The organism is Azotobacter salinestris, from assembly GCF_009363155.1.
Classification (GTDB): domain Bacteria; phylum Pseudomonadota; class Gammaproteobacteria; order Pseudomonadales; family Pseudomonadaceae; genus Azotobacter; species Azotobacter salinestris.
The window spans coordinates 2118442-2140304 of record NZ_CP045302.1 but is presented as its reverse complement, the minus strand read 5'-3'; the positions used below and the strand labels follow the sequence as shown (position 1 = coordinate 2140304).

The 21863-nt window shown below is 68.0% G+C and carries 19 protein-coding genes; 9 read left to right on the top strand and 10 right to left on the bottom strand.

Translation table 11 applies throughout. The features are described 5' to 3' along the window. Nucleotides 1-35 precede the first annotated feature (35 nt). Nucleotides 36-701: a GMP/IMP nucleotidase gene (gene yrfG, locus GCU53_RS10040; protein ID WP_152387486.1), complete on the bottom strand. Its 666-nt coding sequence runs from the start codon at nt 699-701 to the stop codon at nt 36-38. Between the two features lie 158 nt (nt 702-859). On the opposite strand from yrfG, the gene nudE reads away from it, so the two are divergent. Together nudE and cysQ are read left to right on the top strand one after the other, a co-directional pair. After that, the gene (nudE, locus tag GCU53_RS10035) at nt 860-1426 is read left to right on the top strand and encodes an ADP compounds hydrolase NudE (RefSeq protein WP_152387485.1); all 567 of its coding nucleotides are present in this window, start codon (nt 860-862) and stop codon (nt 1424-1426) included. Next, complete coding sequence (cysQ, locus tag GCU53_RS10030; RefSeq protein WP_152387484.1) at nt 1423-2244, top strand: 3'(2'),5'-bisphosphate nucleotidase CysQ; 822 nt, start codon at nt 1423-1425, stop codon at nt 2242-2244. The genes nudE and cysQ overlap by 4 nt, the downstream gene beginning before the upstream one ends. Nucleotides 2245-2285: 41 nt before the next feature. On the opposite strand, the gene GCU53_RS10025 is transcribed toward cysQ, so the two are convergent. The 3 genes from GCU53_RS10025 to GCU53_RS10015 all read right to left on the bottom strand — a co-directional run bounded on the left by GCU53_RS10025 (nt 2286) and on the right by GCU53_RS10015 (nt 6757). Next, entirely contained in the window at nt 2286-4184 is a 1899-nt protein-coding gene (locus GCU53_RS10025) for a beta-ketoacyl synthase (RefSeq protein WP_152387483.1), read from the bottom strand. A 311-nt stretch (nt 4185-4495) separates the two neighbouring features. Next, nucleotides 4496-5686, bottom strand: coding sequence for a methionine adenosyltransferase (gene metK / locus GCU53_RS10020; protein ID WP_152387482.1), 1191 nt, complete (start codon nt 5684-5686; stop codon nt 4496-4498). A gap of 60 nt (nt 5687-5746) precedes the next feature. Beyond that, a complete protein-coding gene (locus GCU53_RS10015) occupies nt 5747-6757 on the bottom strand; it encodes an ArsR/SmtB family transcription factor (RefSeq protein WP_152387481.1) in 1011 nt (336 codons plus the stop codon). 268 nt (nt 6758-7025) lie between these two features. Here GCU53_RS10015 and tkt point away from each other — a divergent pair, with 268 nt between their 5' ends. The 4 genes from tkt (at nt 7026) to fba (ending at nt 12597) form a co-directional block, all read left to right on the top strand. Further along, nucleotides 7026-9023, top strand: coding sequence for a transketolase (gene tkt / locus GCU53_RS10010; RefSeq protein ID WP_152387480.1), 1998 nt, complete (start codon nt 7026-7028; stop codon nt 9021-9023). Between the two features lie 127 nt (nt 9024-9150). Next, nucleotides 9151-10197, top strand: coding sequence for an erythrose-4-phosphate dehydrogenase (gene epd / locus GCU53_RS10005; protein WP_152387479.1), 1047 nt, complete (start codon nt 9151-9153; stop codon nt 10195-10197). A gap of 30 nt (nt 10198-10227) precedes the next feature. Continuing rightward, on the top strand, nt 10228-11388 hold the full coding sequence (locus GCU53_RS10000) for a phosphoglycerate kinase (protein WP_152387478.1): 1161 nt from the start codon (nt 10228-10230) through the stop codon (nt 11386-11388). Nucleotides 11389-11532: 144 nt separating this feature from the next. Then, nucleotides 11533-12597, top strand: coding sequence for a class II fructose-bisphosphate aldolase (gene fba, locus GCU53_RS09995; RefSeq protein ID WP_152387477.1), 1065 nt, complete (start codon nt 11533-11535; stop codon nt 12595-12597). A gap of 45 nt (nt 12598-12642) precedes the next feature. On the opposite strand, the gene GCU53_RS09990 is transcribed toward fba, so the two are convergent. The 3 genes from GCU53_RS09990 to GCU53_RS09980 are packed head-to-tail and all read right to left on the bottom strand — an operon-like array spanning nt 12643 to nt 14904. Continuing rightward, a complete protein-coding gene (locus GCU53_RS09990) occupies nt 12643-13110 on the bottom strand; it encodes a heme-degrading domain-containing protein (protein WP_152387476.1) in 468 nt (155 codons plus the stop codon). Further along, nucleotides 13107-14132, bottom strand: a complete 1026-nt coding sequence (locus GCU53_RS09985) for an oxidoreductase (protein WP_244307101.1) — start codon at nt 14130-14132, stop codon at nt 13107-13109. Before GCU53_RS09985 ends, GCU53_RS09990 begins: the two co-directional genes overlap by 4 nt. Beyond that, complete coding sequence (locus GCU53_RS09980) at nt 14125-14904, bottom strand: DeoR/GlpR family DNA-binding transcription regulator (RefSeq protein WP_152387475.1); 780 nt, start codon at nt 14902-14904, stop codon at nt 14125-14127. The genes GCU53_RS09985 and GCU53_RS09980 overlap by 8 nt, the downstream gene beginning before the upstream one ends. 283 nt (nt 14905-15187) lie before the next feature. Between GCU53_RS09980 and GCU53_RS09975 the strand changes: the two genes are divergently transcribed. The 3 genes from GCU53_RS09975 to GCU53_RS09965 all read left to right on the top strand — a co-directional run bounded on the left by GCU53_RS09975 (nt 15188) and on the right by GCU53_RS09965 (nt 17304). Further along, nucleotides 15188-15703 (top strand): YgjP-like metallopeptidase domain-containing protein, encoded by a 516-nt coding sequence (locus GCU53_RS09975; protein ID WP_152387474.1) that lies wholly within the window; start codon nt 15188-15190, stop codon nt 15701-15703. Between the two features lie 173 nt (nt 15704-15876). Next, complete coding sequence (locus GCU53_RS09970; RefSeq protein WP_152387473.1) at nt 15877-16155, top strand: DUF3509 domain-containing protein; 279 nt, start codon at nt 15877-15879, stop codon at nt 16153-16155. A gap of 213 nt (nt 16156-16368) precedes the next feature. Continuing rightward, the gene (locus GCU53_RS09965; protein ID WP_152387472.1) at nt 16369-17304 is read left to right on the top strand and encodes a DUF808 domain-containing protein; all 936 of its coding nucleotides are present in this window, start codon (nt 16369-16371) and stop codon (nt 17302-17304) included. 43 nt (nt 17305-17347) lie between these two features. On the opposite strand, the gene GCU53_RS09960 is transcribed toward GCU53_RS09965, so the two are convergent. The 3 genes from GCU53_RS09960 to yccS all read right to left on the bottom strand — a co-directional run bounded on the left by GCU53_RS09960 (nt 17348) and on the right by yccS (nt 21677). Beyond that, the gene (locus GCU53_RS09960; protein WP_152389847.1) at nt 17348-17830 is read right to left on the bottom strand and encodes a GreA/GreB family elongation factor; all 483 of its coding nucleotides are present in this window, start codon (nt 17828-17830) and stop codon (nt 17348-17350) included. A gap of 151 nt (nt 17831-17981) precedes the next feature. After that, a complete protein-coding gene (locus tag GCU53_RS09955) occupies nt 17982-19379 on the bottom strand; it encodes a cytochrome B6 (RefSeq protein ID WP_152387471.1) in 1398 nt (465 codons plus the stop codon). Between the two features lie 123 nt (nt 19380-19502). Then, nucleotides 19503-21677, bottom strand: a complete 2175-nt coding sequence (yccS, locus tag GCU53_RS09950) for a YccS family putative transporter (protein WP_152389846.1) — start codon at nt 21675-21677, stop codon at nt 19503-19505. Nucleotides 21678-21863 lie beyond the last annotated feature (186 nt).

Here is a 21863-nt window from a genome sequence, read left to right as displayed (position 1 = left end):
GGGGCGCGCCTCCCTCCCTGTGCTGCCCAGGCTCTTCAGCAGAGCCCTTCGCACAAGGCCGGATAGCTCTCCACGGCGGCGAACTCCTCGGTGTCCTTCGGCTCCTGGCGGCTGTCCGGCTGGCGCACGGCCAGCAGGTGGGCGATGCCGTAGCGCCGGGCACTGCGCAGGACCGGCAGGCTGTCGTCGATGAACAGCGTGCGTGCCGGCGCGAAGCCGAAGTCCTGCTGCAGGGCGAACCAGAACTGCTGGTCCTCCTTGGGAAAGCCGTAGTCGTGGGAGCTGATCAGGCGGTCGAACCAGGGCGCCAGCTCGACCCGCTCCAGTTTCAGCGACAGCGAGTCGCGGTGCGCGTTGGTGATCAGCGCGACGCGCTTGCCCGCCTCACGCAGGGCCGTCAGGAAGCGGTCGGCGCCCGGGCGCAGGGCAATCAGGTGGGCGACCTCGCGCTTTAATTCGACGACCGACAGCTTCAGCTCGGCGCTCCAGAAATCCAGGCAGTACCAGGTCAGCCGGCCGGCATGTTCGCGGAACAGCGGCAGCAGTTCCGCTTCGGCCATCGTGCGGCTGATGCCGTGCTGCTCGGCATAGCGCTGCGGCAGGTGTTCCAGCCAGAAATGGTTGTCGAAATGCAGATCGAGCAGGGTGCCGTCCATGTCGAGCAGGACGGTATCGATTTCGCTCCAGGGTGGCGGGGACATGGCGGCTCTTGTCGGTGAAGGCTTCGGGAAGCGTGGCATGCGAAGGATCTGCGCGCCATCGGCCAAGGGCGAGCCGCGCTGCAAGCCGGGGTATGATAACCAGCCACAGGGCTCCAGAAGAATGCCAATCGAGCCTCCCACCCAGTCGAGGAATGACTATGCGCCAGAAACCCACCGTACTCGCTCGAGCGATCGTCGCGACCAGCCGCCTGTTTCGCGTCGAGGAGTTGCAGCTGCGCTTCACCAACGGCGTCGAGCGCACCTATGAGCGTCTGGTGGGCACCGGCAGCGGCTACGGCGCGGTGATGATCGTCGCGCTGATCGACGACCAGCACGCCCTGCTGGTGGAGGAGTACTGCGCCGGCACCGACGATTACCAGCTGTCCCTGCCCAAGGGGCTGATCGAGCCGGGCGAGGACGTGCTGGTGGCGGCCAACCGCGAGCTGAAGGAGGAGGCCGGCTACGGTGCCCATCAGCTGGAGTATCTCACCGAGCTGTCCCTGTCGCCCGGCTACATGACCCAGAAGATCCAGGTGGTGCTGGCCCGCGACCTTTATCCCAAGCGCCTGCCGGGCGACGAGCCGGAGCCGATGCGGGTCGAGCGGGTCAACCTGCGCGAGCTGTCCGGCCTGGTGCGGCACGCGCAGTTCAGCGAGGGTCGGGCCCTGGCCGCGCTCTATCTGGCGCGCGATCTGCTGGTCCAGCGCGGAGCCCTGGTCCTGTGAGCGCCGTTCCCTTCGCCCCGTTGATCGATCTGGTGCGCCAGGCCGGTGCCGCCATCCTGTCGTACTGGCGCATGGATATCGAAGTTCAGGAGAAGGACGACGCCTCGCCGGTGACCGCCGCCGACCTGGCCGCGCACCGTGCCCTCTGTGCCGGGCTGCAGGCGCTCGCGCCGACGATTCCGGTGCTCTCCGAGGAGGGGTGCGCGATCCCCCTGGCCGAGCGCGCCGGCTGGCGGCGCTGGTGGCTGGTCGATCCGCTGGACGGCACCAAGGAGTTCATCGCCGGCAGCGAGGAATTCACCGTCAATATCGCGCTGATCGAGGAAGGCCGGGTGCAGCTCGGCGTGGTCGGCGTGCCGGCGACCGGCTGCTGCTATTTCGGCGGTGCCGGGCTCGGCGCCTGGCGCAGCGAGGCGCCGGGCATGGAGCAGCCGATCGGCGTGCGCAATGCGCCGGGCGAGGCCTTCACCGTGGTCGCCAGCCGGCGGCACAGCAGCCCGGCCCAGGAGCGTCTGCTGCAGGGGCTCGGTACGCGCTTCGGCAACCTGCAGCTGACCAGTGTCGGCAGTTCGCTGAAGTTCTGCCTGCTTGCCGAGGGGCGTGCCGACTTCTATCCGCGCCTGGCGCCGACGTCGCAGTGGGACACCGCCGCCGCCCAGGGCGTACTCGAGGGCGCCGGCGGCGAGGTGCTGGATCTGCAGGGCCGGAGGCTGGACTATGCGGCGCGCGCCGACTATCTCAACCCGTCGTTCCTGGCCCTGCCGCGGGCGGCGGAGTGGCGCGGCGGGCTGCTCGAGCTGGCGCGGACGCTGGAGTGAGGGGGGAGGGCGGGGGCGCGGCCCCGCCGGGCGAGGCAGGCTCAGTCGAGCATGTCGCTGAAACGCTCGTCCTTCCTGAAGCGGATCGCCTGTCTGAAGCCGGGCACCTTGATCCCTTCCTCGCTCAGTTCGATGGCGTGATCGTCGATCATGTCCTGGCCGAAGTTGTAGAGGATGTCGAAGCGTCCCTTCAGGACCTGCTCGTCGTAGCGGCGGGCGGCCTCGCGGGTGGCTTCCCGGCGTGCGCAGTAGTCGGCGAAGGCGGCCTCGCCGTGGCGCTTGCGCAGCATCTTCTCGGTGACCCGCGGCGACAGCAGCACGCCGGTGGCGTTGTTGCCGCCGAAGCCCTTGGAGTTGATGAAGCAGACGTCCAGATCGTCGCGTGGCACGTCGCGGGTGGACAGGTGCAGGTGCTTGTCGTGGATGTCGTCGGCGAAGCGGTCGACGGTCTTGATGCCCGGCAGCAGGCCGTACTTGAAGGTGCCGAGGGCGGAGATCAGCTGGTCGCCGCTGGCGGTGGCCAGGGAATGGCCGACATAGGCCTTGACCGCGGCGACCGGCCAGTCGGCGATGCCGAAGGACTCGGCGACGCGGTCGAGCAGCTCGGACTCGGTGACGCGGTTGGCCGGCGTGCTGGAGCCGTGGGCATGGACGAAGCTGCGCTGGCGCACGCCGTCCTCGCCGACCAGCTGCATGGCGCTGGCCACCGCCTTGGCCACGGTCAGATAGTTGCCCGGGCCGGGGGCGGAGATGGACTTCTTGAAGCCGTCGGCGTTGATGAACACGTCCGATATCGAGCCGTGGATATCGGCACCCAGTTCCAGGGCCAGGGCATCGTCCATCAGCACCACGTACTGCGCCGCCTCGGCCAGCGTGAACCCGCAGTTGGCACCGAAGGGCCGGCTGGCGCGGCGGAAATCCACCTCGTCGCGGCCTTCGATGTGGCGCAGGCCTTCCTCGGTGGCGAGGGCGCCCATGGCCGCATAGCCCTCGACGATCTCGGGGGTGATCGGCGCCTCGGCGTTGCCGACGATGACCACCCGCGCCTGGCCGGTGGTGATGACGTCGATGCCCTTCTGCAGGTTGTAGAGGAAGGTGGCGCAGGCGCCGGTGATGCTGCCGGTGCTGCCGACGCTGCCCAGCACGTAGGCGTTGATGAAGTCGGTCGGCATGCTGTTGAAGCCCAGCGGCAGCTGCTTGGCGGAAACCCGGTGACCCTTCAGGCGCGACTGCAGCAGGCCGCCGTAGCCGTTCTCGTCGAGCTGGCTCATGATGCTGCCGGAGAACACCGCCACCTCGTCGGGTTGCACGTGGTCGAGGATGGTCTGCCAGTCGATGCCGGTGGAGCGCAGGGCGTCGGTGGCGGCCACCACCGACAGCTGCAGGCCGCGCGGGTGGAAGCGCGAATTGTAGAGCTCTCCCGGCTCGAAGCCGGTGGGCAACTGGCCGGCGGACTTCACCGGCAGTTCGCGGTAGCTGTCGACCTTGAATTCGCAACTGCCCTGAATGGTCACCCGTACCTGATGGTCTTCAAGGGGCTCGACGCTCCAGTTGGCCGGCAGCGGCTCCGGCAACTGCTTGGCGCTGGTGGTGAAGTGCAGCGGCTCACCTTCGCCGGACAGCGTCAGGCTCTTCTGCCAGTGGGCGGCGTCGACGTCGAAGTAGTGCCGCTCGATGCGCCTGATCAGGGTGGAGGCGAGGATCTGTTCGCCGTGGCGGCGCTCGATCTCCGCCGGGGTGAGGGGAGAGCCATCGCTGTCGCGGTATTCGCCGTCGACCACGCTCACCAGCTTCATCATCACGGCCAGGCCGGCAAGGGTTTCCTGGCGGGTCTGGGGGTCGAGGGACTCGATGACGGTGCGACGGAAACCGTGGTGGAAGGAGCTGCGACCGGCTGAGTTGTAACCACCAAAACCAACGATGACAGGTAAGCGAGACATAGCTCGAAAAACTCCTCACGCAAGAGAATTGCAGGCTCCGGAATTGGGGGCCGGTCACTGCCAGATTGCCGATCCGCGCTGCGGTCCGGGGTCCGGACCTGTCGGATCGGGCACGCCGAAGCGGAATTTGGGATGTCCATGTTGACGCGATCGTCAACGATCGAGTCACGATCACCGCAGGACGTTCGTCGCTTGGCGTGCGCGGCGGCCTGGGGAGGAAGCATCGACGGGCGATCTTAGCCGATTGTAGTCCTCGGCTGCAGAGGGGGAAGACGACGACCGCCGCCACTGTGACGACGGTCGTCGGGACCTCACAGGCCGGCAGCAGCGCGCAGCGCCTCGGCCTTGTCGGTGCGCTCCCAGGTGAAGGCGGTGAAGCTGTCGTTGCCGACGGTCATCTCGAGCGGCGTGCGGCCGAAGTGACCGTAGGCCGCGGTCGGCCGGTACATCGGGTGCAGCAGGTCGAGCATGCGGGTGATCGCGTAGGGGCGCAGGTCGAAATGCTCGCGGACCAGTTGGACGATCTTGTCGTCGCCGATCTTGCCGGTGCCGAAGGTGTTGATGGAAATGGAGGTCGGCTGGGCCACGCCGATGGCGTAGGACACCTGGATCTCGCAGCGCTCGGCCAGGCCGGCGGCGACGATGTTCTTGGCCACGTAGCGGCCGGCGTAGGCGGCCGAGCGGTCGACCTTGGACGGGTCCTTGCCGGAGAAGGCGCCGCCGCCGTGACGGGCCATGCCGCCGTAGGAGTCGACGATGATCTTGCGTCCGGTCAGGCCGCAGTCGCCCACCGGGCCGCCGATGACGAACTTGCCGGTCGGGTTGATGTGGAACTGGGTGTCCTTGTGCAGCAGCTCGGCCGGCAGGGTGTGCTTGATGATCAGCTCCATCACCGCTTCCTGCAGGTCGGCCTGGGTGATCTCCGGGTTGTGCTGGGTGGACAGCACCACCGCGTCGATGCCGACCACCTTGCCGTTCTCGTAGCGGCAGGTGACCTGGCTCTTGGCGTCCGGGCGCAGCCACGGCAGCAGGCCGGATTTGCGCGCCTCGGCCTGGCGCTCGACCAGGCGGTGGGAGAAGCAGATCGGCGCCGGCATCAGCACGTCGGTCTCGTTGCTGGCGTAGCCGAACATCAGGCCCTGGTCGCCCGCGCCCTGGTCTTCGGGCTTGGCGCGGTCGACGCCCTGGTTGATGTCCACCGACTGCTTGCCGATGATGTTGATGATGCCGCAGGTATGGCCGTCATAGCCGACGTCGGAACTGTCGTAGCCGATGTCGACGATGACCTTGCGCACCAGCTCTTCCAGGTCGATCCAGGCGCTGGTGGTGATCTCGCCGGCAACGATGGCGACCCCGGTCTTCACCATGGTCTCGCAGGCCACCCGGGCGTGCTTGTCTTCGGCAATGATGGCGTCCAGCACCGCATCGGAGATCTGGTCGGCGATCTTGTCCGGATGCCCTTCGGACACGGACTCGGAGGTGAAAAGGGAGTATTCGCTCATCTATCGGTTCCTGTTGTTTACCGGTGGCTGAGTCGGCCTCGCGGCCGTGTCATCCAATGTTCAAGGGGGGCACTGTCGTTCGAAGGCGCCCGGCGGTGTCCTGGCGAAGTGCCGTATCTGGATCTGGAAGCCGTTGCGCAGACCGATGTACAGGCTTTCGCCGGGTTCCAGGCCGGCCTCCGCGGCCCAGCGCGCCAACTCGTCCTGATCGAAGCCGAGCCAGAGGTCGCCGCAGGCCTCGCGGGCCCAGGCCTGGTCGTGGCGGCACAGCTCGGTCAGCAGCAGGCTGCCGCCCGCCCTGACCCGCCCGGCCAGCCGCTTCAGCGCCTCGGCCGGTGCGGCGAAGTGATGCAGCACCATGTTCAGCACCACGCAGTCGGCGCTGTCCTCTGCGTCCTGCAGCGCGTCGGCGAGCTTCAGTTCGACGTTCTCCAGTTGCTCCTGGGCGCAGCGCTGGCGCGCCACCTCGAGCATCGCCGGGCTGTTGTCCAGGGCCGTCACCTTCGCGAAGCGTCGCGCCAGCTCGGGCAGCAGGGCGCCGTCGCCGGGGCCGACTTCCAGCGCGCAGGCCGAGCCGGCGAAGCCCAGCGCATCGAGCAGGACCAGCAGGCTGTCGCGGTACTGCGGCAGGCCGGCGATCAGGTCCTGCTGCGCCTGGAACTTGTCCGCCATGCGGCTGAAGAAGTCGCGGCTGACCGCGGCGCGCTGGGCATGCACTTCGCCGATCCGCGCGCGGATGGCGTCCTCCAGCTCCAGGGCGTCGACCTCCGCCAGCAGCGCCGTGCGCAGCATGCCGCCGAAGCCGGCGGCGGCCGGCAGGGCGCGGCGGTAGAAGATCGCGTTGCCCTCGCGCCGCGTCGCCACCAGCCCGGCCTGGGCCAGCACCTTGAGGTGGTGGCTGATGCCCGACTGGCCGATGGCGAAGATCTGCGCCAGCTCCAGCACGCCGAAGGAATCGCTGGCCAGCACACGCAGCACCTTGAGGCGCAGCGCATCGCCGCCCGCCTTGCAGAGGGCGGCCAGTTCGTCGCAATCGTCGTCACGGCGCAGGGTGGGGACACGCAGGTTCATGGGGCCGGCAGTCTAGTCGGTCGATTTTCGCCCAGCAAGGCTGTATCAAAAAGTTTTGATATTGGCCTTGCCGCAGAGCGTGCGCGCCAGGGCGGCGAGCTCCGCTGCGCTTGGTCGGGAATGCCCGCAGGCAAGGGTGCAGCTCCGCTACAGGTTGCTAATCTGGCCGGTTGCGGCCACTTCGACCATCTGCGATTGCCGCTGCCCGTGCGGCTGGGCGAAAATAGCCGACTTTTTCGATTCAGTACCCCCCGCAGGAGATCCAGCGATGCCCAGCCGTCGTGAGCGTGCCAATGCCATTCGTGCCCTCAGCATGGATGCCGTGCAGAAAGCCAACAGCGGCCACCCCGGCGCCCCCATGGGCATGGCGGATATCGCCGAAGTGCTGTGGCGCGACTATCTCAGCCACAACCCGGGCAACCCGCAGTGGGCGGACCGCGACCGCTTCGTGCTGTCCAACGGCCATGGCTCGATGCTGATCTATTCGCTGCTGCACCTGACCGGCTACGACCTCTCCATCGACGACTTGAAGAACTTCCGCCAACTCGGCAGTCGCACCCCGGGCCACCCGGAGTACGGCTACACCGCCGGCGTCGAGACCACCACCGGCCCGCTCGGCCAGGGGCTGGCCAACGCCGTCGGCATGGCCGTGGCGGAAAAGGTGCTGGCCGCGCAGTTCAATCGGCCCGGCCACCGCATCGTCGATCACCACACCTACGTGTTCCTCGGCGACGGCTGCCTGATGGAGGGCATCTCCCACGAAGTCTGCTCGCTGGCCGGCACCCTGGGGCTGAACAAGCTGATCGCCTTCTACGACGACAACGGCATCTCCATCGACGGCGAGGTCGAGGGCTGGTTCACCGACGACACCCCGGCGCGCTTCGAGGCTTACGGCTGGCTGGTGATCCGCAATGTCGACGGCCATGACGCCGACGAGATCAAGACCGCCATCGAGACCGCGCGCAAGAGCGACCGGCCGACCCTGATCTGCTGCAAGACGGTGATCGGCTTCGGCTCGCCGAACAAGCAGGGCAAGGAGGAGTGCCACGGTGCCGCGCTGGGCGCCGAGGAAGTCGCCCTGACCCGTGCCGCGCTGGGCTGGAAGCACGCGCCCTTCGAGATCCCCGCCGAGATCTACGCCGCCTGGGACGCCCGGGCCGTCGGCGCCGCCCGCGAGGCCGAGTGGAACCAGCGCTTCGCCGCCTATCAGGCAGAGTTCCCCGAGCTGGCCGCGGAGTTCCTGCGTCGCAGCCGGGGCGAGCTGCCCGCCGATTTCGCCGCGAAGGCCGCCGAGTACATCGCCGAGGTCGCCGGCAAGGGAGAAAGCATCGCCAGCCGCAAGGCCAGTCAGAATGCGCTGAACGCCTTTGGCCCGCTGCTGCCGGAGTTCCTCGGCGGCTCGGCGGATCTGGCCGGCTCCAACCTGACCCTGTGGAAAGGCTGCAAGGGGGTGAAGGCGGACGATGCCGCCGGCAACTACCTGTATTACGGCGTGCGCGAGTTCGGCATGAGCGCCATCATGAACGGCATCGCCCTGCACGGTGGCTTCATTCCCTACGGCGCCACCTTCCTGGTGTTCATGGAGTACGCCTGCAACGCCGTGCGCATGGCCGCGCTGATGAAGCGGCGCGTGCTGTTCGTCTACACCCACGACTCCATCGGCCTCGGCGAGGACGGCCCGACCCACCAGCCGGTCGAGCAGTTGGCCAGCCTGCGCAGCACGCCGAACCTCGACACCTGGCGTCCGTGCGACGCGGTGGAGGCCGCGGTGGCCTGGAAATGCGCCATCGAGCGTCAGGACGGCCCGAGCGCCCTGGTGTTCAGCCGTCAGAGCCTGCCGCATCAGGCGCGCGAAGCCCAGCGGCTGGCCGATATCGCCCGCGGCGGCTACGTGCTCCGCGACTGCGCTGGCACGCCGGAGCTGATCCTCATCGCCACCGGTTCCGAGGTTGCGCTCGCCGTGCAGGCCTGTGAAAGGCTGAGCGGGCAGGGCCGCCGGGTGCGCGTGGTCTCCATGCCCTCGACCAGCGTGTTCGACCGCCAGGACGCCGCCTGGAGGCAGGCCGTGCTGCCGCTCGAGGTCGGTGCCCGGGTCGCCATCGAGGCCGCCCATACCGACTTCTGGTACAAGTATGTCGGCCTGGATGGCCGCATCATCGGCATGACCAGCTTCGGCGAATCCGCCCCGGCCACTGCGCTCTTCGAGCACTTCGGCTTCACCCTCGACAACGTGCTGGCCACCGTCGAGGAATTGCTCGAAGACTGATGTGCCGGCTCTCCTCTCCCCTGCGCGGGGGAGGGGGCGGGGGAGAGGGAGTGGCCGGCGCCGCCCGCTCCCCGGCCCCCTCCCCGGCGGGGAAGAGGGCGCGAACCGCCTATCTCCGAGACCTCTCATGCCCAACCCTCCCTACCGCGTTGCCCTCAACGGCTATGGCCGCATCGGCCGCTGCGTTTTGCGTGCCCACTATGAACGGGGCGCGACGTCGGAGTTCCGCATCGTCGCGCTCAACGACCTGGCCGACCAGGCGAGTATCGAGTACCTGACCCGCTTCGACTCCACCCATGGGCGCTTCCCCGGCGCGGTGCGGGTGGAGGGCGACCGGCTGTGCCTGAACGGCGACGCCCTGCAGGTGCTGCGGGCGTCGACGCCGGAAGCCGTCGACTGGGCGGCGCTGGGCATCGACCTGGTGCTGGAGTGTTCCGGCGTCTACCACAGCCGCGCCGACGGCGAGCGCTTCCTGCGTGCCGGCGCGCCGCGGGTGCTGTTCTCCCAGCCGATGGCCAGCGAGCACGACGTCGACGCCACCATCGTCTACGGGGTCAACCAGCAGCGCCTCACGGGCGCCGAGCGGCTGGTCTCCAACGCCTCCTGCACCACCAACTGCAGCGTGCCGCTGCTCGAACTGCTGAACGAGTCGATCGGTCTGGAATACATCTCCATCACCACCATCCATTCGGCGATGAACGACCAGCCGGTCATCGACGCCTACCACCATGAGGACCTGCGCCGCACGCGCTCGGCCTTCCAGTCGGTGATCCCGGTGTCGACCGGGCTGGCCCGCGGCATCGAGCGCCTGCTTCCGGAACTTTCCGGGCGCATCCAGGCCAAAGCCGTGCGCGTGCCGACGCTCAACGTTTCCTGCCTCGACATCACCCTGCAGACTGCCCGCGACACCTCGGCCGAGGAAGTCAACCGCGTACTGCGCCAGGCTGCCGAGCAGGGTCCGCTCAAGGGATTGCTGGACTACACCGAATTGCCCCACGCCAGTTGCGATTTCAATCATGACCCTCACTCGGCCATCGTCGATGGCAGCCAGACCCGCGTTTCCGGCCCCCGGCTGGTCAACCTGCTGGCCTGGTTCGACAACGAGTGGGGCTTCGCCAACCGCATGCTCGACGTCGCCGGCCACTGGCTGGGCGTCGCTGCTGCACGACAATAAAATTTTCTGCCTCCGGGAAGGACCGACCGCATGACCGTGTTGAAGATGACCGACCTCGACCTCAAGGGTAAGCGCGTACTCATCCGCGAAGACCTCAACGTGCCGGTGAAGGACGGCGTGGTGAAGAGCGACGCCCGCATCCTCGCCTCGCTGCCGACCATCCGGCTTGCGCTGGAGAAGGGCGCGGCGGTGATGGTCTGCTCGCACCTGGGCCGCCCGACCGAGGGCGAGTTCTCCGCCGAGAACAGCATGCAGCCGGTCGCCGACTACCTGAGCAAGGCCCTCGGCCGCGAGGTGCCGCTGCTCAAGGACTACCTCGACGGCGTGGAGATCCAGCCGGGTCAGGTGGTGCTGTTCGAGAACGTGCGTTTCAACAAGGGCGAGAAGAAGAACAGCGATGAGCTGGCGCAGCAGTACGCCGCGCTCTGCGACGTGTTCGTGATGGACGCCTTCGGCACCGCCCACCGTGCCGAGGGCTCGACCCACGGCGTCGCCAAGTTCGCCAGGGTCGCCTGCGCAGGTCCCTTGCTGGCCGCCGAGCTGGATGCCTTGGGCAAGGCGCTGGACAACCCGCAGCGGCCGATGGCCGCCATCGTCGCCGGCTCCAAGGTGTCCACCAAGCTCGATGTGCTCAACTCCCTGAGCCAGATCTGCGACCAGCTGATCGTCGGCGGCGGCATCGCCAACACCTTCCTCGCCGCGGCCGGCCACAAGGTCGGCAAGTCGCTCTACGAGGCCGACCTGGTCGACACCGCCAAGGCCATCGCCGCCAAGGTCAGCGTGCCGCTGCCGGTGGACGTGGTGGTCGCCAAGGAGTTTGCCGAGTCCGCCGAGGCTACCGTCAAGGCCATCGGCGAGGTGGCCGACGACGACATGATCCTCGACATCGGCCCGCAGACCGCCGCGCAGTTCGCCGAACTGCTGAAATCTTCCGGGACCATCCTGTGGAACGGTCCGGTCGGTGTGTTCGAGTTCGATCAGTTCGGCAACGGCACCAAGGTCCTGGCCGAGGCCATCGCCGCGAGCCCGGCCTTCTCCATCGCCGGCGGCGGCGACACCCTGGCAGCCATCGACAAGTACGGTGTGGGCGAGAAAATCTCCTACATTTCCACCGGGGGTGGCGCCTTCCTCGAGTTCGTCGAGGGCAAGGTGCTGCCGGCCGTGGCGGTGCTGGAAGAGCGCGCCAAGTAATACCCGTGTCTTGATGGCTCCCACGCGGGAGCGTGGGAACGATCAGCTCGCTCCTACGGGCGCGCTATCCGAAATTCTTGACCCTGGCTGTGCCCCCGCGGCCAGCCGGGCAGCGATCCAACGATCATCACTGGGAGTAGAAAGATGGCACTTATCAGCATGCGTCAGCTGCTGGACCACGCTGCCGAATTCGGCTACGGCGTGCCGGCCTTCAACGTCAACAACCTCGAGCAGATGCGCGCCATCATGGAAGCGGCCGACAAGACCGATTCGCCGGTGATCGTCCAGGCTTCCGCCGGCGCGCGCAAATACGCTGGTGCGCCCTTCCTGCGCCACCTGATCCTCGCCGCCATCGAGGAGTTCCCGCACATCCCGGTGTGCATGCACCAGGACCACGGCACCAGCCCGGACGTCTGCCAGCGCTCCATCCAGCTCGGTTTCAGCTCGGTGATGATGGACGGCTCGCTGAAGGAAGACGGCAAGACCCCGGCCGATTACGAGTACAACGTGCGCGTGACCCGGCAGACCGTGGCGTTCGCCCATGCCTGCGGCGTGTCCGTGGAGGGCGAGCTGGGCTGCCTGGGCAGCCTGGAAACCGGCCAGGCCGGCGAGGAAGACGGCGTCGGCGCCGAGGGCACCCTGGACCACAGCCAGATGCTGACCGACCCGGAAGAGGCCGCGCGCTTCGTGAAGGAAACCCAGGTCGACGCCCTGGCCATCGCCATCGGCACCAGCCACGGCGCCTACAAGTTCACCAAGCCGCCGACCGGCGACATCCTCGCCATCGACCGCATCAAGGAAATCCACAAGCGCATCCCCGACACCCACCTGGTGATGCACGGCTCCAGCTCGGTGCCGCAGGACTGGCTGAAGGTGATCAACGAATACGGCGGCGACATCAAGGAAACCTACGGCGTACCGGTCGAGGAGATCGTCGAGGGCATCAAGTACGGCGTGCGCAAGGTCAACATCGACACCGACCTGCGTCTGGCCTCCACCGGCGCCATCCGCCGCTTCATGGGCCAGAACCCCAGCGAGTTCGACCCGCGCAAGTACCTGGCCAAGACCGTCGAGGCCATGCGCGACATCTGCATCGCCCGCTACGAAGCCTTCGGCACCGCCGGCCACGCCTCGAAGATCAAGCCGATCTCCCTGGAAGGCATGTTCCAGCGCTATGCCAAGGGCGAACTGGCCGCCAAGGTCAACTGAGCCCCGGAGTGTCCCACGAGGCCCGCTTCGCGCGGGCCTCGTGCTTTAGGCGGGCCGGTCTTCCTTCAGCCAGGCCTGCAGCGCCTCCACCACCAACCGGTGGTCGTCCCACTGCGGCAGGCCGGACAGGGTCAGGGCGCCGATCAGCTCCCCGTTACCCAGGCGCAGCGGAAAGCTGCCCCCGTGGGCCGCATATTCCCGCGCATCGATATGGGGCTGGGTTTCGAATTCCCGCCCCTTGCTGCGGTTGTACTCCCCCAGATATATCGAGCTGTGCCCGTAGCGCAGCACCGTGTTGCGCTTGCGCCGGACCCAGTCGTGGTTGTCGGCGCTGGAGCCGGGCAGGGCGGCGCTGAAGACGATGCGCCCGTAGGCATGGATCTCCAGCACGGCCGGGGCCTGGGCGGCGGTCGCGAGCCGGTGCAGGTGCCGGCCCAGCTGCCAGGCTCCGCTCAGGTCGAAGGCGGGCAGGCGCAACTGCGCCTCCTGCTCCAGCAGCTCGGACGGGCTCATCGGCTCACCTCCAGGGTGCGGCCCTGTTCGTAGCTGCGACAGGCCAGCTCGATCAGGCGGATGCCCAGCAGGGCGTCGGCAGGCGTCACCGGCGGCGGCAGGCGCCGCTGCAAGGCCTGCGCCAGTTGCCGGTAGAACAGCTGGTAGTTGCCGGCCAGGGTTGGCAGCGTGCAGGCTTCCTGCTCCGTGTACAGGCGGCCATGCTGGCTTTCCGCCTCCAGGCCCCAGTCCGGGCCGCCCGGCGCAGCGCCGGCGCGCAGCGCATCCTCCTGCGGATCGAGCCCGTACTTGTGGTAGCTGCCCAGGGTGCCCTGCAGCACGAAGCGCGGGGTGGGCGCGGCGCAGAACGGACTCGAATGCAGCACCACCTCCTTGTCCGCATAGTGCAGCTGCAGATGGAAGTAGTCGGTGGCCTCGGCGCCGGCGCGCAACCGGCGACAACGGGCGGTAATGGCTTCGGGCGGGCCGAACAGCAGCAGCGCCTGATCGATCAGGTGGGGGCCGAGGTCGTAGAGGATGCCTCCGCCGGGAACGGCCTGCTCGCGCCAGCGGGCGCGCGGGATCGGGCGGAAGCGGTCGAAGTGGGATTCGAAATGGCGGATCTCGCCCAATTGGCCGCCGCGCAGCAGGTGCTGCAGGGTCAGGAAGTCGCCGTCGAAGCGGCGGTTGTGATAGACCGCCAGAATCCGCTGCTGGCGTGCGGCCAGGGCCAGCAGTTCCTCGCCTTCCGCCGCCGTCACCACGAAGGGCTTCTCCACCAGCACGTCCTTGCCGGCCAGCAGGGCCTGCCGGGCCAGCGGATAGTGGCTGTGGTTCGGCGAGGTGATGATCACCAGCTCGGCATCGCTGTGGGCGATCAGCTCGCTGCCATCGGCGTAATGCTGCAGCCGTGGGTAATCCTGGCGCAGCTGTTCCTGGCTGCTGCTGATGGCCACCAGTTGCAGCTCGGGTTGGTGGTGGATGAAGGGCAGGTGGAAGATGCGGGCCGACAGCCCGTAGCCGATCACGGCGGTCTTAATCAACGGGGGCCTCCAGGGTGAGGATCGGAATCTCGAGGTCGGCGAGCGCCTGGCGCAGCGGCCCGGCGGGCATGGCATCGCAGACCAGCAAATCCAGCCGGGCCAGCTCGCAGACCTGGTGCAGCTGCTGGGTGTCGAACTTGGCGGCGCTGCCGACTGCGATCAGGTGCTCGGACTGGGCGATCGCCCGGCGTTTCAGAGTGGCCTCGGCGGCCGTCGGAGCGCTGAGGCCGTGCTCGCTCAGGGCGCAGATGCCCATGACGGCGTGCTGCAGGCGGAACTGGCCGAGCTGCCGTTCGGTTTCCGCCCCCAGCATCATGCGCTGCAGCGGATCGAACTCCCCGCCCAGCACATGCAGGCCGAGTGCCGGGTTCTGGCTCAGCAGCTGCAGGGCATCCAGCGCGGCGCTGACCAGGGTGAAGGGGCGGGGCTGGGCGGCGAGCAGCCGGGCCAGTTCCAGCAGCGTGCTGCCTGCGTCCAGGTACAGGCTGGCGCCGGGCTGGAGCACTTCCAGGGTGCGCCTGGCGAGTGCGACCTTGGTGCCGTTGCGTGGACGCTGCTGGAAGGGCAGCGGTTCGCTGGCCACCGTGAGCAGGCGGGCGCCGCCGCGGATGCGCTGGAAGCGGGGCTGCTCGGTCAGCCTGATCAGGTCCCGCCGCGCCGAGTCGCGGGAAATGCCGAAGTGCCGGCAGATCTCATCCAGGGTGATGCGCTGCTGGCGCTCCAGCAGGTTGACGATGACGGCGAGGCGCTCTTCCTGGGTCACGGCATTCATTTCAAGTGATTGTGCATTTTTATAAGTGATATTAAGCGTATTCTGCTAAAAAAGCCTTGGTCAAATACTTTGTTAAGTGTCCTTAAGTGATCTGTCGCCGGGATCGGGATAGCCGTTCTCGAAGCTGGCGGCGATGCGGCCGGCCATTGGGATAGGGGCGGGCCTGCCGTGGTGGCCGGCTGTCCGATGGGCCTGCGGCCCGGATGCTGGTAGGCTGCGGGGCTGACGCCGCCCGGGAAGGCGCTCTTGCCGCATCGCCTGTGCAATCGAGGAAGGCTCCAGCATGACCCCGCTCAAGTACCTCGCCGCCTACCCGCCCCATCTGCAGGATCAGGTCCGCCGGCTGATCGCCGAGGAGCGCCTGGGCGACTATCTGGCCAGGCGCTACCCCGACCGCCATGCCGTGCAGAGCGACAAGGCGCTGTACGCCTACACCATGGACCTCAAGCAGCAGTACCTGCGCAACGCGCCGGGCATCGACAAGGTGCTCTACGACAGCAAGCTGGACGTGCTGCGCAACGCCCTCGGTCTGCATACCGCAGTCTCGCGGGTGCAGGGCGGCAGACTCAAGGCGAAGAAGGAGATCCGCGTGGCCGCGCTGTTCCGCGAGGCGGCGCCGGAGTTCCTCAACATGATCGTGGTACACGAACTGGCGCACCTGCGCGAGTTCGACCACAACAAGGCCTTCTACCAGCTCTGCGAGCACATGCTGCCGGGGTACCACCAGCTCGAGTTCGACCTGCGCGTCTACCTGACCTGGCGCGATCTACCCGGGCAGAGCAGCCTGGCGGGCCGCTGAGTCCGCTCTCTCCACCCTGCAAAATGCACGTTGTGCTTGGGCGTTTTCTTGCATTTTGCAGGATGTGCTTCTAGGGTTTTTTCCGCAACTCATTGATTCATAGGGTAATTGCCTTTTGGCATGAAACCTGCCGTTTCTCTCCGCCGCGGGACCATATGATTAGGGAGTAGCCCATGAAGCAGATAGAAGAAACCCTTATCGCTGCCTTTCCCGAATACGATGTTCTCCTCGAGCAGCGTCCGGACGGCAGCCTGCTCTTCACCTTGCAGCAGGACGAGCACCCGGTGATGCGCCGAGCCCTGTCTCCCACTCAGATGCAGAACAGCCTGCAGCTCGACTGGCTGATCGGCGCCATACAGCGCGATCTGGCCATCGAGGCCGGCAAGGCGCCGATGGTCGCCAGGCTGCAGAGCCAGAGCCGCCTCCGTTTGCCCACCTACGCCGTCCACTGATAGCCAGGAGCGCTGCCGTTCCGAGGCGCGGTTCGGTCCTCGGGAGAAGTTCACCCCCTGCCGGCCCGGCATTCCGTCGGGCCTTTCGGAGCAGTCGGCAAAATCCCCTCCGCTTTCTCCGGCCATCTTTGCCGCCTCTTGCCGACCTGCTTTACTGACGGCCCGTGCCAGGCCCGTCAACCTTCCTGGCCATCCCCCACAAGGAGTTCCTCCATGGCTGGTAGCAGTCTGCTGACCCTGATCGACGATATCGCCACCCTGCTCGACGATGTTTCGGTGATGACCAAGCTCGCCGCGAAGAAGACCGCCGGCGTGCTCGGCGACGATCTTGCCCTCAACGCCCAGCAGGTCGCCGGCGTGCAGGCCGAGCGGGAGCTGCCGGTGGTCTGGGCAGTGGCCAAGGGTTCGCTACTGAACAAGGCGATCCTGGTGCCCGCCGCGCTGCTGATCAGCGCCCTGGCGCCCTGGCTGATCACCCCGCTGCTGATGGTGGGCGGTGCCTTCCTCTGCTACGAGGGCTTCGAGAAGCTGGCGCACAAGCTGACCCACAGCGCCGCCGAGGACGTGACCGAGCACGCCGAGCTGACCGCCGCGCTGGTCGATCCGAATATCGACCTGGTCGCCTTCGAGAAGGACAAGATCAAGGGCGCGGTGCGCACCGACTTCATCCTCTCCGCCGAGATCATCGCCATCAGCCTCGGCACCGTGGCGCAGGCCGCCTTCACCAGTCAGGTCGCGGTGCTGGTGGGCATCTCGCTGATCATGACCGTCGGCGTCTACGGGCTGGTCGCCGGCATCGTCAAGCTGGACGACCTCGGCCTCTACCTGGAGCGCCAGCCGAGCGCGCTGTCGAACCGTCTCGGCCAGGGCCTGCTGGCGGCGGCGCCCTGGCTGATGAAGGGCCTGTCGGTGGCCGGCACCGCGGCGATGTTCCTGGTCGGCGGCGGCATCCTGGTGCATGGCCTGCCGTTCCTCGCCCACTGGCTGCACGGACTGGAGGCCTCCACCAACGGCCTGCCGACCGTCGGCAGCATCCTCTCGGCGCTGCTGCCGATGCTGATGAACGCGCTGGTCGGCATCGTCGCCGGTGGCCTGGTGCTGGCCGGCGTCATGCTGGTCAAGCGGATCATGAAAGCCTTCGGCCGCTGAGAGCGTGCGGGGCGCGTGCGCCGGCCACGGCGGGCCGAGCCCTTCAACCGACCTCCAGCACCTCGTAGCACCGACTCGCCCCGGCCAGCGTCAGCTCGATCTCATCCCCCTCGCTCCGTCCGATCAGGCGCTGGCCGAGCGGCGAGCGCGGGGTGATGACCATCACCTGCCGGTCGCCGGCCTGCACCTTGAGGCCGGCGGCGTTCGGGCCGAGAAACAGCGTCTGCTCCTCCCCCTGCCCATCGACCAGGCGCACCAGGGCGGTCAACTCGATGCCCCGTTCGGCATCGAAGGCGCGCAGCTGCAGACTCCGATAGAGGTTCAGGGCCTGGCGGAGCTCCTCCACCCGGCGCGACTGGCCGGCAGCCAGGTAGGCCGCCTCCAGCCCGCGGGTGTCGTACTTGTTCTCGGCGAGGCTTTCTTCATGGGTCGCCGCCTCATGGGCGGCTTGCGCAGCCTGCCGGGCGAGGGCGAGGTCGTCCTCCAGGCGGGCGAGGATCAGCTGTAACACGTGGGCTTTGGTCATCATCGGCAGGTATCGGAAAGGCAGGGGGAAATGGAAGCCTGGCGGCGTCCGGCCAGGCGGAGGGCGCCGGCATGCGGCCGGCGCCATGAGGCCGATAGTGGAGTGCGATCCGGGCGCGCCTGCAAGTCTTGCGTCTGCTCGCCCGGCCTCCTCAGAGCGTGCGCAGGAAGGCCACCAGGTCGGCCTTCTCCTCCGCGGTCAGGCCGCGCTGCAGCACCAGGTTGAAGAACTCCACGGTGTCGTCCAGGGTCAGCAGACGGCCGTCGTGCAGGTACGGCGGCGAGTCCTTGATGCCGCGCAGGGGGAAGGTCTTGATCGGCCCGTCGGCCCTGGCGAGGCGGCCGTTGATGTTCTGCGGCTCGAAGAAGCGCTCGGTCTTCAGGTTGTGCATCAGGTTGTCGGTGTAGTAGGGCGGCGCGTGGCAGCCGGCGCAGGCGGCCTTGCCGTGGAACAGCGCCTCGCCGCGCAGCTCCTGCTCGCTGGCCTGGCCCTTGATCAGCCGGCCCTCGACGTTGAGCTTGGGTGCCGGCGGGAAGTCCAGCAGGGCCTGGAACTCGCCCATGAAGTGCACCTGGCTGCCGCGCTCGAGCACGTTGACCCCCTTCTTGGCGGCCATGACGATGTCGCCGTCGAAGTAGGCGGCGCGCTGCTCGAACTCGGTGAAGTCCTCCACCGTCTTCAGCGCGCGCTGCGAGCCGAACAACTGCTGGATGTTCACCCCGCGCAGGGTCGGCGTGTCGAGGCGGTGGCGCGCTTCCTGCGGGCGGATGTCGCCGACCAGGTGGGTGGCGGCGTTGGTGTGGCCGTTGGCGTGGCAGTCCAGGCAGGTCACGCCCTGGTGCGGATGTTCGCTACGGCGGTCGTCGGTGGGGTTGAACTGCTGCTGGGTGAAGGGCGTGACCAGCAGGCGCAGGCCTTCGAGCTGCTTGGGATTGAGGATGCCGTTGAACAGCTCGAAGTAGTTGCGGATGCTCACCAGCTTGCCCTGCGACACGTCGCCCAGGTCCGGGCGGGTGGTGAGGAAGATCGGTGCCGGGAACTCGGGGAGGAAGTGGTCGGGCAGGTCGTAGTCCAGGTCGAAGCGGGTCAGGTCGCGCTGCTCCAGGTTGTTGATCTCGTCGATGGCGAACTGCGGGAAGAGCATGCCGCCCTCGGCGTGGTTGGGGTGGGGCAGCGGCATGAAGCCGGCCGGGAACAGGTGCTTGCCGCGAATGTCCTCGGGACTCATCCGGCCCAGGTCGTCCCAGTTGGTGCCGCTCGGCAGCTTGACCCGCACGCCGCCCTGCACCGGCTTGCCCTTGCTCATGGTGACGCCCGGGGCGGGGCGGTCGGCGAGGTCGTAGCGCGCATCCAGCAGGCGCCGCTGGGTCTGCGCCAGGTTGGGCTTCTCGCGCTCCATGCGCTCCTTGATGGCGGCGAAGTCTTCGGTGATCACCACCGGATGGTAGCTGGTCGGTCTGTCCTCCGGCGCGGCGTGGGCGCTGCCGGCCAAGCCCAAGGCCAGGGTGAAGGGGAGCGCCAGGCCCGCTGTTACTGCTGCTCTGCTCATAGGGTTTTTCCTGCGATGGATGTCCCAGGGGAACAGCAACAGGTATAGCCGAGCGTGCCAGGGAGGGCGAAATGCCGTGAGCACGCCCGGCAGCCGGGACGCTCGGCTCCGGCTGCCGGCAGGTCAGTGTGTCGGGCCCGGCTGCAGAGGCGCGGCGAGGCTGCGCAGCGGCATCAGTTGGCCGGCGATCAGCGCCAACTGGTTCTGCACCAGGCGCAGCCTGTCGTCCTGCTCCTCGGGCAACTGCTCGAGACGCTGGAGCAGCGTCTGCTCGGTCTCGTTGTGCATGGCCACCGGGCGGCTGCCGGCGAGTTCCCGGGCGATCTCCTCGAGACTGTCGGCCAGACGCTCGGCGGCTTCGTCGAGCAACGGGCGGCATTCGGCCTCGGGCAGTTGCTCGCGGTGCGCGCCGAGCGCCGAGAGATAGCTCAGCAAGGTGTGGGAAAGAACCAGGAAGCGGAAGCCGACGTCCGCCTCGCGGCGGAAATGCTCGGGCTCCATGAGCATCCCGGCGAGGGTGGTGGACAGCGCCGCATCGGCGTTGTGCGCGTCGCGCCGGGCCAGCCGGTAGGCCAGGTCGTCGCGCTTGCCGCTGCGGTACTGCTGCATCAGCTGGCGCAGGTAGCGGGCGTTGCAGGCCAGGGTGTTGGCCAGCACCCGGTTCAGCCGGCGGTCCTGCCAGTCGGGGAGGATTAGGAACACCGCGAGGCCGGCGATCAGGCTGCCGAGCAGGGTGTCGACCAGGCGCGGCCAGATCAGCCCGTAGCTGTCGCCGACCTGGTTGAAGCAGGACAGCACCAGCAGGGTGATCGCCGCAGTGGCCAGGGTGTAGTGGCTGGCGCGGGTGGCGAAGAACACCACCCCGGCGATCACCGCGAACAGCGACTGCACCAGCAGGCTGGGGAAGAGCTCGAACAGCGCCCAGCCGGCCAACAGGCCGAGCACGGTACCGACGATGCGCTGGCGGACCCGGCGGCGGGTGGCGCCGAAGTTGGGCTGGCAGACGAACAGGGTGGTCAGCAGGATCCAGTAACCCTGGGTGGGGTGGATCAGGTGCAGCAGGCCGTAGCCGGCGGAGAGCGCCACGGCCAGGCGCAGGGCGTGGCGAAACGGCCGCGAGGCCGGGGTCATCTGCTGGCGCAGGCGGCCGAAGGCCTCGCCGAGCGACTGCGGCTCGCGGTCGAACAGGCTGCTGTCCTGGGCGTCGGCGAGTGCGTCGGGGTTGCGCGCATCGTGCAGCAGGCGGTCGAGGTGGACGAGGTTGTCGGCCAGCGCACCGAGCGAGCGCAACAGGTGGCGCCAGGCCGGATTGCTCTGCAGGCGCAGGTGCGCCAGCGAGGTCTGCAGGTCTTCGAGGGCCTGGGTCTGGTCGACGCAGTCGAACGGCTGGCGCAGCTCGATGGCCCGGGCCAGGGCCAGGCAGGACTTGCCCTGCTGGCGGATCACCAGGCGGCAGCGAAACAGCACGTCGCTGTGGAAGAAGGCCTCGGCCAGCGCGTTGTAGGGGTAGTGCGAGGAGCTGGCGCGCTCGTGGAGGTCCTGGGCGAGGAAGTACAGCTTCAGGTAGCGGTTCACCTGCGGCGCCGGCCGGCCGTTGTCGACCCGGTGCAGGATGATCTCCTTGGCGGCGTTCAGCGCCGCGACCACCCGGCTGTTCTGCTGGGCCAGCTCCAGGCGGCGCTGTCCGACGTCAAGATGGCGCACCGGCTCGAACAGCGACGCCTTGAGCTTCAGGTACTGGCCGAGCTCGCGGAACACCCGGGCCAGACTCTGCTGGATCGGCTGGGTGCTGAACAGCGCCTGCCAGAGCACCGAGAGCACGCCGTACCAGGCGGCGCCGGCGACCAGCACCAGGGGCTCGCGCCACAGGTCGACCGGCGGCCCGCCGCGCTGGTCGATGCCGATCATGGTGTAGATCGACAGGATCAGCGTGCCCGAGGCGATGGTGGCATAACGCTCGCCCAGCGCCCCGAGCATGGTCAGGCCGAAGCTGGACAGCGCCAGGGCGGCGGCAAACCGCCAGGGGTAGGGGAACAGCAGCTCGACGGCGAAGGCCGCGGCGGCGAAGCACGCCAGGGTCACCAGCAGCGCCTGCAGGCGGCCTTCCCAGCTGTCGTCGGTCTCCGCCAGGGCGCTGGCGATGATGCCGAGGAACAGCGGGATGAGCAGATCCATGCGGCCCAGGGTCCAGCACAGCGCCATGCTGCCGGTGAGGGCGATGAACACCCGCAGGCTGTAGCTGAAGACGTGGTGGGCCCAGAGCTGGCGAAGGGACTGGCTGAGGGAGGTCGAGGGCATGGGGTCGGCCTGGTGGTGGGGGCGGGTCATTGTAGACAGCGGGGGAGTGGGACGGGAGGCCTCGGTCGCGGCGTTCGGACGTCGCGCGTTCCTCGGCACGACGCCTGGAGAACGGGCCGACATCCCCAGCTTGCGCACTGAATCAAGGTCACCACCCAGGCCACACAGCCCCTCGTCTATCCTTTC